This window comes from Colwellia sp. 1_MG-2023 (assembly GCF_030546755.1).
Taxonomy (GTDB): domain Bacteria; phylum Pseudomonadota; class Gammaproteobacteria; order Enterobacterales; family Alteromonadaceae; genus Thalassotalea_H.
Map to the genome: position 1 here is coordinate 133,416 of NZ_JAUOPE010000001.1, position 12,869 is coordinate 146,284.

General features: G+C 38.7%; 11 protein-coding genes. All 11 read right to left on the reverse strand.

Annotated features, from left to right (window positions below; translation table 11 throughout):
* Positions 1-77: 77 nt before the first annotated feature.
* The 11 genes from Q4493_RS00510 to nuoE all read right to left on the reverse strand — a co-directional run bounded on the left by Q4493_RS00510 (position 78) and on the right by nuoE (position 12,860).
* Complete coding sequence (locus tag Q4493_RS00510; protein WP_303448560.1) at positions 78-902, reverse strand: hypothetical protein; 825 nt, start codon at positions 900-902, stop codon at positions 78-80.
* Between the two features lie 206 nt (positions 903-1,108).
* The gene (locus Q4493_RS00515) at positions 1,109-2,554 is read right to left on the reverse strand and encodes an NADH-quinone oxidoreductase subunit N (protein ID WP_303448562.1); all 1,446 of its coding nucleotides are present in this window, start codon (positions 2,552-2,554) and stop codon (positions 1,109-1,111) included.
* Positions 2,555-2,556: 2 nt separating this feature from the next.
* Positions 2,557-3,993, reverse strand: a complete 1,437-nt coding sequence (locus Q4493_RS00520; RefSeq protein WP_303448563.1) for a NuoM family protein — start codon at positions 3,991-3,993, stop codon at positions 2,557-2,559.
* Complete coding sequence (gene nuoL / locus Q4493_RS00525; protein ID WP_303448564.1) at positions 3,990-5,852, reverse strand: NADH-quinone oxidoreductase subunit L; 1,863 nt, start codon at positions 5,850-5,852, stop codon at positions 3,990-3,992. The genes Q4493_RS00520 and nuoL overlap by 4 nt, the downstream gene beginning before the upstream one ends.
* An 8-nt stretch (positions 5,853-5,860) precedes the next feature.
* Entirely contained in the window at positions 5,861-6,169 is a 309-nt protein-coding gene (gene nuoK, locus Q4493_RS00530) for an NADH-quinone oxidoreductase subunit NuoK (RefSeq protein WP_303448566.1), read from the reverse strand.
* Entirely contained in the window at positions 6,166-6,696 is a 531-nt protein-coding gene (nuoJ, locus tag Q4493_RS00535; protein ID WP_303448568.1) for an NADH-quinone oxidoreductase subunit J, read from the reverse strand. Before nuoJ ends, nuoK begins: the two co-directional genes overlap by 4 nt.
* On the reverse strand, positions 6,693-7,208 hold the full coding sequence (gene nuoI, locus Q4493_RS00540) for an NADH-quinone oxidoreductase subunit NuoI (RefSeq protein ID WP_303448570.1): 516 nt from the start codon (positions 7,206-7,208) through the stop codon (positions 6,693-6,695). Before nuoI ends, nuoJ begins: the two co-directional genes overlap by 4 nt.
* Entirely contained in the window at positions 7,208-8,179 is a 972-nt protein-coding gene (gene nuoH, locus Q4493_RS00545; RefSeq protein WP_303448571.1) for an NADH-quinone oxidoreductase subunit NuoH, read from the reverse strand. The genes nuoI and nuoH overlap by 1 nt, the downstream gene beginning before the upstream one ends.
* Entirely contained in the window at positions 8,172-11,021 is a 2,850-nt protein-coding gene (nuoG, locus tag Q4493_RS00550; RefSeq protein WP_303448572.1) for an NADH-quinone oxidoreductase subunit NuoG, read from the reverse strand. The genes nuoH and nuoG overlap by 8 nt, the downstream gene beginning before the upstream one ends.
* A 1-nt stretch (position 11,022) precedes the next feature.
* Positions 11,023-12,324, reverse strand: coding sequence for an NADH-quinone oxidoreductase subunit NuoF (nuoF, locus tag Q4493_RS00555; RefSeq protein WP_303448573.1), 1,302 nt, complete (start codon positions 12,322-12,324; stop codon positions 11,023-11,025).
* Positions 12,321-12,860 (reverse strand): NADH-quinone oxidoreductase subunit NuoE, encoded by a 540-nt coding sequence (gene nuoE / locus Q4493_RS00560; RefSeq protein ID WP_303448575.1) that lies wholly within the window; start codon positions 12,858-12,860, stop codon positions 12,321-12,323. The genes nuoF and nuoE overlap by 4 nt, the downstream gene beginning before the upstream one ends.
* Positions 12,861-12,869 lie beyond the last annotated feature (9 nt).

The window sequence follows — 12,869 nt, forward strand, 5'->3', positions numbered from 1 at the left end:
AAGCAAGTAAAACCCAACTAAACGCTAAATTATTGCAATTTAGCGTTATTTAACGACACAATTAAGTTAATTACCGACTAGCTATCTATATTAAATCCGCCTTTAACATTATCAACTGTTAAGCCACCTGAGCCTGATTCTAAGATTTTCAACCCACCGACATTATCGACCGTAATACTGCCTGAACCATCATCAATGGTAACCATACCGGTAATTTGTTTTACGGTTAAATCACCAGAACCATCATCAATATCAGCACTACCTTGAATATTACTCACGTAAATAGTTCCTGAGCCATCATCTATTTCAATATTGCCTTTAATTTCATTAATATTTATTTCACCTGAGCCATCAATAACATGCAAATTACCTTTAACTTGACTCACGTCTATTTCCCCAGAGCCATCATTAATATTGGTATCGCCTTCAATATCTTGAACCAATACACCACCCGAGCCATCTTTTATATCCAGTTGACCAAGTATGTTTTTCACTTCAATATCACCAGAGCCATCATTAATCGCTATCGACATAGACTTAGGCAGATGAATAACTACGTCAATATGCGGTGAGTTGCCTACCCAATAGCCTGATGTACTATGATTTTTCGCCACAAAAAAGCCAGAACTTCCCGACTTATTTAAAGAAAGTTCATAGTTATCGGTATATTTTTTATCCATATAAATATCAGCAGTCACTTGAATTTCAGTTAACTCTGCATCACCAACCACCGTTAATGAACCACTACCTGTTTCAATATCTAAAGCCGTTAAAGAACTAGCGTCTAAGGATAGTTCTTTTTGGATATGAAAATCTGCGCGAGAAGGTGAAGAAGCGATCACTACGCAACCACTCATTAATGTTGCAAGCGTAATAGCTGTAATTATTTTTATATGTTTCATTTGCAATATTCCTTGAATAATAAATAAAAGATCATCGTACGGATCAATTTACCAAGGATGTATACAAACATCGCGCCAATATAATTTTTATAAATTTAACAATGAGTTAAAAATAAACTTGTATTAACTGATTTATTTAACAGCCTATAAATAGTCAAGAAAACAATAAGTTTGTTAAATTAACCAAGTCATTATTTTATAAAGAATTAAATCGCCTGTAATACACTACCGATAGCATCAGGAAAAATACCAATTGCTAAGCCAGTAAAAATAAATAAGGTAACGACAAACTTTTCAAGCAGCGACATAGAAACGGTATGTTTATCATCACTCACTTGATCTTGCGAAAACAACGAAAATATAACCGGTAAATAATAAGCTAAAGCAATACCGCTACCGATAATCAGCGCAGCTAATAATGCCCAAAGTGATTGATTAGCCGCTAAACTGACTAAATAAAACTTACCAATAAACCCAGCTGTTAAGGGGATGCCTGCAAAGCTTAACAAAGAAAAGATTAACAAGCATGCTTTCAAAGGCTGCTGCCAAAATAATCCACACCAATCGTTAATCGTAACATCGAGGTACACATCACGGTCTCGATCCATCAAAGTTATTACCGTAAAAATTGACGCATTCGCCAAAAGGTAAGCAGTTAAATAAAACAACACACTCTGCCATGCCATATTAAGTCCACTGCTGTTACTGATCAGCACTACAATTAACAGATAACCCATATGTGCAATTGAAGAATAAGCCAGCAAGCGCTTAATCGATTGTTGTTTTAATGCCAGGCTATTACCGACAATCATCGATAAAATGGCAATCCACGATATAAATTCAAAGAGCTTTTCATGCTGTAATACCGCCAAGTTTGTTGCGGTATAACAACATTTTAATAACACGATAAACATCGCACACTTAGAAACAGTCGCTAATAACATAGCTACAGGAGAACTTGCTCCTTGATAAACGTCTGGTGTCCAAAAATGAAAAGGCACCAAAGATAACTTGAACGCTACCCCTGAAAAAAACAGCATAAAACCAATTTGGTAAAGCAAAGGTATAGTCAAACCAGTATTTTCTATACTTGACTGTGTAAAACTTAAATCACCCGTTTGAGCATAAATAAATGCAATGCCAAGTAACATAAAACTCGATGCACTGGCACTTAAAATCAGATATTTAAATCCGGTTTCAACGGCATTGGGCGCTTTTCGGCAATAACCAACTAAACCAACCAATGCGATGCTTAATAATTCAAAACCTAGAAATAAACTAGCAAAATGATCACTAACAACTAAAATTCCAGCCCCTAACACCACTAATAATAATAATAAGTAATATTCGTCATGTACGTCTTCGACTTGTTTAAGCATTATTTTGCTCAAATACAAACAAATCATAGTTGCCGATAACACTAAAATAAAAGCAAAACGGCTATAATCATCAACCGCTAATAACTGAGTGACCGATAATTTATCGACCCCAAAACCATTAATCGTCGCAACCAATGAAAGTATTAAAATAAACAAAGTGAAGTTTGCAATAAGTTGCTGACTTCTTCGCCATGCCACTAACAACATAGCTAAAACAATACCTGCAGCAATAATTAATTGTGGGATAATCATACTAAGGGCAAGTAAATCCATGGTTATAGCCCTCCATTATAAGAATACTGCAACACTAAATTTGGAAATAGTCCGAGTACTAACAGAAAAATAAAAAGACTTGCCGCGATAAATCCTTCTCTTATCGATAAATCAATAAAACTGTTTTTTACCGGCCCCTGAAAACTCGACTGAAACAGTAACATGCCATAAATCGCTGAACCTATAATGCCTAAAGCGGCAAGGATAGTGATCAAAGGAAAACGTTGAAATGCGCCAATCAAACTATAAAATTCACCAATAAAGTTCGCCAAGCCCGGCATACCAAATGCCGCAGCAGCAAATGCTAAAGCAAAACCTCCCATCACTGGCGATGATCGCCAAAAACCTCCCATCTGCCTTAAGTCTCGTGAGTGAATACGCGCATAAATCATGCCTGCAAAGGCAAATAATGCCGCACTGCTTAAACCATGAGCAACTAAGGTAATAACCGCCCCTTGAAAGGCATTAGCATTAAAAGCAAATAACGCCAACATTACAAAGCCCATATGACTAATACTGCTGTAAGCGACTAATCGTTTAAAATCGGTTTGTGCAAAAGCCATTTTCGCGCCATATAAAATACTGATTAAAGCTAACACCGCAGCAATTGGCGCAAACTCAGCACTCGCTTGAGGAAATAAGACGATCACAAAGCGAATTAAACCATACGCCCCTGTTTTTAATAAAATACCGGCAAGTAAAACACTGCCTGCCGTTGGTGCTTGCGTATGAGCATCAGGTAACCAACTATGCACAGGAAAAGAAGGCAGCTTAACTGCAAAAGCAATAAAAAATCCTAACATTAAATAATAAGAATAATCTGCAGTAAGGGTTAAAGTTAACCAGTCTTCATAAGCAAAACTTAACTGACCTACTTGTTGCTTATGAAGAAAAGCCATCATGATAATAGCAATGAGCATTAATAAACTACTCACTTGAGTGAATATGAAAAATTTAATTGCCGCAAATTGACGATTTTCATGTCCCCATATCGCTATCAATGCAGTCATCGGTAACAGCATCACTTCCCAGAAGAAGAAAAATAGAAACATATCTACTGCAGTAAATACCCCAATAATACCTGCAATAGTGGTTAATAAATTAAAATAGTAGAAACCTTGTCGATGAGTGATCTCACGCCATGAAATTAAAATAGCCACAACAGTTAGTATGAACGTTAGTATTAACAACAAGTTACTTAAGTTATCTAAAGCGATCATATAACGGATATTAAACACCGAAATCCATGTCACATTGGTTAGTAACACTAAATCGGCAAAACTATCAGGCGAGGTAACAATATAAAGGGTAAAACTAAATCCTAGTACTAGTGTTGCTAACAAGGCAATAAACTTTGCTTGACCTGACCGTTTTGTTTCCATATACCAAGCAAAACCACCCGATAAAACAAGCCCAATCATCAGTAAAGAAATGATCATAATAACCAGCCTCCAATAAAGCAGACCAAACCTATTGCAAAGGCTGCAGCATACCAACGCATTAAACCATTTTGACTATATACTAATACGTCTCGCCATAAGCCAATATACCAAGTAAGACTCATCACTAATTGATCAACCACATCACGTTTATTTAAACGAGCAATAGCAACAAAAGGTTTGATCAAAAGTATTTCATATAAACGATCAAAACCAAGCCCTGAAAAACAAAAGCGAACAATCGGGTTTTGGTTTTGTTCAGCCTTTTGGTAGTTCATAGGCTCTACACTGCGATACTTGCTAAAATAAAACCAAGAAAACACAATGCCAATGATAGGTGTCGCAATAGCCACAGCATGTAACCATTGAGGCTCAACCATATGACTCACCTCTTGAGACGCTTTAGCGAAAACGGTTGATAAATCAGGAGCGAGAAAACCGCCAACAAGGGATAAAACAGCTAACGTAATTAACGATATTTTTAATCCTACACTTGATAAGTTTTCAACTTGATGACTGAACCGCTCTTTACTTAAAAAAGCAATAAAAAATAGCCGACAGCTATAAATACTGGTTAGTAATGCACCTAAAATGGCACACCACCATAAGGCCTGCCCCGCAGTTGGTGAAGACCAAAGATGAGCAATAATGGCTTCTTTTGAAAAAAAGCCAGACGTTCCCGGTAACGCCATCAGACAGATCAAGCCAATAATAAACAGACCTGACTCAAACGGTAACCGCTTTAACACGCCTCCCATTTTAAAAATATTTTGTTGATGATGTAATGCATAAATAATCGCACCTGCAGTTAAAAACAGTAACGCTTTGAAAAAAGCGTGAGTCATCAAATGAAAAATACCCGCAGACCAAGCACCAGCACCTAAAGCTAACATCATATAACCTATTTGACTCATGGTGGAATAAGCTAAAACTCGTTTGATATCAGACTGTACCAGCGCAGCAAAGCCGGCTAGAAGTAAAGTGCTTGCTCCAATCCAGGCAACATAATTCATCACTTGCGGTGACAAGATAAATAAGCCGTTCATCCGCGCAATTAAATAAACACCTGCCGTTACCATAGTTGCCGCATGAATCAAGGCGCTTACGGGTGTTGGCCCAGCCATCGCGTCAGGCAACCATGTTTGTAAAGGTAGTTGCGCTGATTTTCCTACCGCGCCACCTAGCAACAATAAACAAATCCAATAAGCGTCATTATTCCCAACTTGCCATTGAGCCGTGGCAAGCTCATTCACTTCAACAATATTTACGCTACCTAAGGAGTTAAAGAGCATAAAGAGCCCTATTGCCATTGACGTGTCGCCGATGCGCGTGACAATAAAAGCTTTTCTTGCTGCTAATACATTGGCTTTTTCTTGATACCAAAAACCAATCAGTAAAAAACTACACAGGCCAACGCCTTCCCAACCTAAATAAAGCAAAACTAAATTATCGGCTAAAACCAAAATCAGCATCGCAACGATAAATAAATTCATATACGCCATAAAGCGAGAAAAATTCTCATCTTCTTTCATATAAACAGCGGCAAAAAGGTGAATAAGAAAACCCACACAAGACACAACGCAAATCATCACTGCAGATAATGCGTCAAGATAAAAAGAAAAATTAACACTGGCAAAACTATCGCCATCACTTAATGAAAACCACCGCCATAAATGAGAGGTAATGACCCCATCAGGTGCTTGATTTAATGTATTTAATAACACTAAACTCGTAATAGCGCATATCAACATAGCACCAACACTTAGCACGCTAGTTTGCCACCATGACAGTTGTTTTTTTAATAGAACTATTAATAAGAAACTGATTAACGGATAAAAAGGTAACAGACTTAATAACATGATCACTCCTACCCTTTTAATTGGCTTAAACAGTCGATATCGAGAGACTTAAACCTTTGCTGTAAACGAATAAGTAACGCGAGTCCAACGGCCACTTCTGCTGCCGCCAATGTTAATATTAAAATAAACATCACTTGTCCATCTGCTTGCTGCCACACACTGCCTGCACCAATAAATGCAACGCCGACCGCATTTAGCATTACTTCTAAACTCATCAACATAAACAACGTGTTTTTTCGAACGATCACACCAAAAAAACCGATGGTAAAAAGAATGCAAGCCAAAATTAATACGTGCTCAAGTGGTATGGCTGTCATAAATGACCTCCTTGGGCGTCAGGTTTTGCATAATGATAACCAGCGACAAGACCGGCTAATAAAAGAAAAGAGGCTATTTCAACCGCAAGTAAATACGGACCATAAAGCAGAATACCCACTTCTTTAGAGCTTATGACGGTTGCATTGAGTTGCTGCTGAATATCAGCGCTATCAAAAGAAAACAATAAGGCGACCAGCAATAATACCGCTAATACACATGGGCCAAGCCAAATCGTTAATCCTTTACTTTGCGGGGCATACTTCGTTTCATCATTTTTTAAACCAAACATCATAATGGCAAAAACAAATAACACTAAAATTGCGCCAGCATAAACAATGACCTCTAAACCGGCGGCGAAAGGAGCTCCCATCAAATAAAAACAAACGGCAACAGCTAGCAAAGATACGACTAAATATAACAAGGCATGCACGGTATTTTTTTGCGTCACCACTTTTAAACTGGCGATTATGGCAATCAAGGCCGCTAGATAAAATAACGATTCAATTGAAGCAAAACGAACAATCATGGCATTAACCCCTTCACATCAATCGGCGGTTTCTCTTGTACGCCTTCCCCTTTATCTTTGTCTTTTATTTTGATACCTGACTGTTGATAAAAACTATAATCAGGATATTTACCGACACCTTTTATTAACAAATGTTCTTTTTCGTACACCAAATTTTGACGGTCATATTCGGCTAACTCAACATCTGGGGTTAACTGAATGGCATAAGTAGGACAGGCTTCTTCACAAAACCCACATAAAATACAACGAGAAAAATTTATCCGAAAAAATTCGGCTCGCTTTCTTCCGTCATCATCAATGGTTTGTTGCAAAGCGATACAATCAACAGGGCAAGCTACCGCACATAAATTACAGGCAACACAACGCTCTTCGCCATTAGGCTCTCTTGTTAAGACAATACGCCCTCTATATCTTGGCGCTAGGTATGGTTTTTGTTCAGGGTATTCAACCGTATCCGCCTTAGTAAATGTATGTTTTAGCACTAACCACATGGTTCTTAATTGACTAAACATTACAATACCTCCATCAGTTTGAGTGCTGCGGTGGCCAATAAATTAAAAAGCGCCAGTGGTAACATCACTAACCAACCAAACGCTAATAACTGATCGAACCTTGGCCGTGGTAATGAGGTGCGAAGGAGAATAAAAAATAAAATGAAAAAAGCAATTTTAACGATAAACCACACTATCGCTGGCAACCATGTATCTAAAGGTGCGGGCATTAACCAACCACCAAAAAATAACACCACTGACATTGCCGAAATTAATGTCACGCCTAAATATTCTCCTAAAAAGAATAAGGCGAATTTCAAGCCTGAATATTCGGTATGAAAGCCTGCGGTTAACTCCGTTTCAGCTTCTGGTAAATCAAATGGCAAACGATGACTTTCAGCAATACCCGCCACTAAAAAAACAAAACAGCCAATAAATTGTGATTGAATAAACCACCCTTCCGATTGCGCTAATACGACCTCGCGTAAATTAAAACTCCCCGAAAGTATCACCACCCCCATCACGGATAAGCCCATGAACACTTCGTAACTCACCGTTTGCGCCGCCGCTCTCATGCCGCCAAGTAAGGCATATTTCGAATTTGAAGCCCAGCCCGCCAATACAACGGAGTAAACTGCCAGTGAAGCCATCGCGAGAAAAAACAACAAACCGATATTTAGATCAGAAACGCCAATATCAGGGGCAAAAGGGATCACCGCAAAACTCATCAATACACAAACGGCACCAATAATTGGTGCTAAGGTAAAAACTAACTTTTCACTAAAAGGTGGGATCCAATCTTCTTTGCCGAGAATTTTTAATAAATCGGCAAAAGACTGCAAAATCCCAAAAGGCCCTACTCGATTAGGTCCTAAACGGTCTTGCCATATACCTATCATACGGCGCTCAACCCACACTAACATGGCTGCCATAGGGATCAATAAGGCAATAATGATAGATATTTCAACGAGTTTCCAAATCATTTCAGGCATTATCTAACCCTCCTGAGACTAATCGAATTGGAATATAAGCGTCTTGTACTTTAAGTTTTTCAAGGATCAACGCTTTATCTTGATTTGCTTTTTGTCGTAATTGTTGACACCGGTTTTGATAACTTTCTACTTGTTGTGCACTTGCAATTGAGACACTAACCTCGCTATAAATTCGATCAGGCAATTGGTCGATATCACCATAAATTAAATCACCGGTTAGTTTTTCATCCAGCAAAAGTTGCGCAATATATTGTCTTTTTTCACCGGTACACGCAGCGGTAAGTTCAAGGCTCACCCAATGATTTTCCATTAATTGTCTTTTCGCTATTTCGGTTGATGACATAAAAACCTTATTTACTTGATGTAATAAAGCAAATTCCGGATTCAAACTCGATTGCAAACCGCTTCGGTGCCATGGTATTTGCGGGTAAAAACATTGCTGATGCTCACTTAAAGGTGTTCGAGGCTCTATTACACGTTTAATGTCAGTGAAATCAATAAACTGGGCGTTTGCTTGATGGGTTAACTGCCCGGCTACCTTTCGTTGAAATTGATGAATTGATTGATTTGAATTCCAGCCAGGAGACCAAGTAAAAGGCATTTCTGTAGCATGATTTAAATCTCCACCTTCCATTGAAAATCGATAATTGTCTGTACTTTGACTAACTTTCGCTTCATGAACACTGATATTGGCCATTTTAGCCGTGCGACCGCTAGCTCGATGAGGCTCTCTTGCTATTGCTTTAATAGCCTTAGCATCATTAGCGTTTGCCGCTGTATTCAGCGGCCAATTTGCATCTTGTTGAAAAAAGAGCTGATGAAGTTCTGCTAATGAATCAACTTCTTGTGCAAGGGCATGTTTAGGGTAAATAGCTTTAGCAATTAATGATAACCAACGCCAACTCTCTTGCACCGGTAAAACACTTGGATGGACTTGATAAAAGGCTTGGATTTGACCTTGATAATTGACCAAATGCCCATCACTTTCTGTGATCGGCGCAGCAGGAAAAATAATATCAGCCAAAGCCGTTATTTGATTGTCACTGTGATCTAAACAAATGATAGTTTTATCCGTTTCTTTTAAACAATTTAGCTGTGCATCATTGAGCACCGCAAAGTCATTTTCTAACAGGATAAGACCATCGATTTCATCTTCTGTATCCATGACCTTATAGAGGACTTGTTCAATCGATAAACTGTTTTCATCCATCAAGGCTAATTGCCCAATACTATTGGCTTCGGGCGGTAATAAACACGCTCGTAAAGTATGTTTAGCCTTAGACAACACCGCAATAAATTCAATGGTTGCGCTAAATAAAGCGGATGATTGATGACTCCAACCACCTACAATTAAAGGCTTTTTAGCCGCTAATAATTTATTCAACAACGAAACATTATCATCACTTAATTTTGACAATTCATGATTATTTTGAAGCAAGGTGGTAAACAAATGTAGCAGTTCAATGGTGTCTTGCGTTTTTTGCAATATCACCGCTTCAGCAACATCGTCTAATTTAGTTGCTTTACTTTGCAGTAAATACAATGGTGAGAGGGTGTTACCTCCTATAGTTCTCACGGCACTGTCTTGCCATGAAGGCACGCCCAGTTTTTCAGCTTGTTCAATACTTGCATTACGTAATGCTTGACGCACCGAAAGCGCTATTCTTGGAGCAATTTGGGTAATATCTTCATCAATAATAAGCACAAAATCGCTTTGCTCAATTTCAGCTAAACTAGGCGCTTTATGATGCTTTAAAAATTGTTGATGTTGCTCTGCAAATACCATTTCATTGTGGCTATAACCTAGAGAGAATTGTTTTTTTCCAACAAGTTGTTGCAAATAATAGTTTGCTTCAAATGAAGCACGGGCAGAGCCAACACCGATAAAGTGCTTTCCTTTAAAATGTACTAAGGCTTTACTTACATCTAAGCGGCTCAGTTTATTAGGGAATTGTGGCGAGATCCCTTTGGTTTTTCTAATCCGAGTCAACCCATTAACAAAACCAATACCAAATCGTCCTTTATCACATAAAAAATAACCATTTATGTCATAGTTATAACGATTCATCACTCGTCGAACACTGCCATAACGCTCACCAACGCTAGTATTACAACCAACGGAGCAAAATGAACAAATGGAAGGAGCCGATTGTAAATCCCATTTTCGCGTATAGTGGGCAGAAAAGAGTTTATTGGTGAAAACACCCGTTGGACAAACTTCAATTAAATTACCGCTGAATTCGCTTTCAAGTTGCCCTTCTTCTTGGCGACCAAAACACACTTTATTACTTGTGCCATACACACCGAAATCAGTACCGCCAGCATAATCTTTGTAATAACGAACACAGCGATAACAAGTAATACAACGATTCATTTCATGACCAACAAATTCACCCAAATTTTGATTAACAAAGGTGCGCTTGTCGCCTTTATATTCTCGTGTGCTATGACCTGTCATTACCGTCATATCTTGTAAATGACATTCACCACCTTCAGCGCAAACCGGACAATCATGCGGGTGATTAGTCATCATGGCTGAAATAACTTGCTCTCTAAAAGTTTCAGATTGACTGTCTTTTAAACTAATGCGCATGCCGTCTGTAACAGGTGTTGTGCAAGCCATGACTAAACGGCCGCGTTGATCATTTTCATCTTGATATTGAGTAACAGCACATTGTCGACATGCGCCAACAGAGCCCATTGAAGGGTGCCAACAAAAATAAGGTAGGTTTAGTTTTTGTGAAAGCACGCCAGCCAATAAATTATCGTCGGTACTCACTTGATAGGGTTGATCATCAATATACACAGTAACTGTATTTGGCGTGTTGTTATCATCACTCATCTTAGTAAGCTCCATGATAAGGGCAACAACCATGTTCAATGTGTTGCATAAATTCATCATTAAAATACGTTAACGCGCTTTTTAATGGCTCAACGGCACCAGGGGCTAATGCACAGTGGGTTTTGCCTATCCACATAAAATCACATAATTTTAACAGCGAATCGATGTCGTCAATGGTGCCTTTTCCTTGTTCAATACGCGTTAATATTTCAACCGCCCATGGAGTCCCATCACGACAAGGTGTACACCAACCACACGATTCTTGTGCAAAAAATTGTAAAAGATTTAACACCATAGCCACAGGACAATTCTTATCATCTAAGACAATTAAACCACCGGTACCTAATCGGCTTCCTGCTTTAGCAATAGAGTCATAATCCATCGGAGTATCTAAATGTTCAGGCAATAGAAAGTCTGTTGATGCGCCGCCTGGTAACAAGCCTTTAAGCTTCAAGCCATCTTGCATGCCGCCAGCATGTGTATTAAGCACTTCACCAATCGTGACCCCCATAGGCAATTCCCATAAACCAGGATTTTTTATCCGACCACATGCACCATATATTTTACTGCCGGCATCACTATTAGGGCTGATGTTAATAAACCAATCAGGACCATTTTTAAGAATATGAGGAAGGTTACTTAAAGTTTCGACATTATTAACAATTGTAGGTTTGCCAAATAAACCTGCTACTTGAGGAAATGGCGGCTTAGCACGAGGATTAGCACGTTTACCTTCAAGCGCATTAATCAAGGCCGTTTCTTCACCACAGATGTAACGCCCGGCACTAGTATGTAAATATAAATCTAGCTGATACTCACTGCCTTGAATATTTTCCCCTAGCCAATTAGCTTGATAAGCCTCTTTCAACGCAGATTCGATACGTTTTGCCGCGAGATGATATTCGCCACGTAAAAATATATAGGCTTTATTAGCGCCTATGGTATAGGCAGCTATAATCATAGCTTCAATTAATTGATGAGGCACACCTTCGAGTAATAAACGATCTTTAAAAGTGCCCGGCTCCATCTCATCAGCGTTACAGACTAAGTATTTATTATCTTGGCTGCGTGCATCTGATTCATCATAATGTGGTACAAAGCTCCATTTCATCCCAGTTGGAAAGCCCGCACCGCCACGGCCTTTTAATTGTGAATTTTTCACAATATCGAGCACTTGCGACGGGCTATACTCTTTCAACGCTTTTTCAGCGCCTAAATAACCACCTTGTTGAGAATATTCATTTAAATTCAAAGGCGATTGTAAATTAACTAAATGGGTCAATGGATGAGTTAAGGCATTCATAATTCAACCTCAACGTTTTCATTTTGATTTTGATTTTGCAAAGCTGTGATGATTTCAACGGCTTTTTCCGGGGTTAAATGCTCATAGTGTTGTTTGCCTATCATCATCACAGGCGCCTTATCACAGCCGCCTAAGCAAACATTTGATAGCAAAGTAAAAAGGTTATCTTCAGTCGTTTGTCCATAGCCAATATTAAGGTGTTGTACTATGGCATTGAGCACTTGTTGATAACCCGTTAAGTGACAACTCACACTATCACAAAGATGGATCACATATTTGCCAACAGGTTGTCGATAAATCAAATTGTAAAATGTTGCGACACCCTCCAATTCAGCTGACGACATCCGTAAATAAGTCGCGATAACATGTAACGACTCGTCACTGATCCAACCGCGATGTGCTTGCACAACTTTTAACGCTTCAATGCCGGCCGCCTCGCGAGTTTCCATAATGCTAATTTCATGATCAATTTCTGCCAATTCTTGTGAGGTTAAGTAATCTTTTGGATGTACTGTAATTGTTTTAATGATTTCCAATGCAACTTC

Bases quoted from the DNA above. Each gene is read 5' to 3' on its own strand.
- Q4493_RS00510 (WP_303448560.1), bottom strand. From the start codon at position 902: ATGAAACATATAAAAATAATTACAGCTATTACGCTTGCAACATTAATG.
- Q4493_RS00515 (WP_303448562.1), bottom strand. From the start codon at position 2,554: ATGGATTTACTTGCCCTTAGTATGATTATCCCACAATTAATTATTGCT.
- Q4493_RS00520 (WP_303448563.1), bottom strand. From the start codon at position 3,993: ATGATCATTTCTTTACTGATGATTGGGCTTGTTTTATCGGGTGGTTTT.
- nuoL (WP_303448564.1), bottom strand. From the start codon at position 5,852: ATGTTATTAAGTCTGTTACCTTTTTATCCGTTAATCAGTTTCTTATTA.
- nuoK (WP_303448566.1), bottom strand. From the start codon at position 6,169: ATGACAGCCATACCACTTGAGCACGTATTAATTTTGGCTTGCATTCTT.
- nuoJ (WP_303448568.1), bottom strand. From the start codon at position 6,696: ATGATTGTTCGTTTTGCTTCAATTGAATCGTTATTTTATCTAGCGGCC.
- nuoI (WP_303448570.1), bottom strand. From the start codon at position 7,208: ATGTTTAGTCAATTAAGAACCATGTGGTTAGTGCTAAAACATACATTT.
- nuoH (WP_303448571.1), bottom strand. From the start codon at position 8,179: ATGCCTGAAATGATTTGGAAACTCGTTGAAATATCTATCATTATTGCC.
- nuoG (WP_303448572.1), bottom strand. From the start codon at position 11,021: ATGAGTGATGATAACAACACGCCAAATACAGTTACTGTGTATATTGAT.
- nuoF (WP_303448573.1), bottom strand. From the start codon at position 12,324: ATGAATGCCTTAACTCATCCATTGACCCATTTAGTTAATTTACAATCG.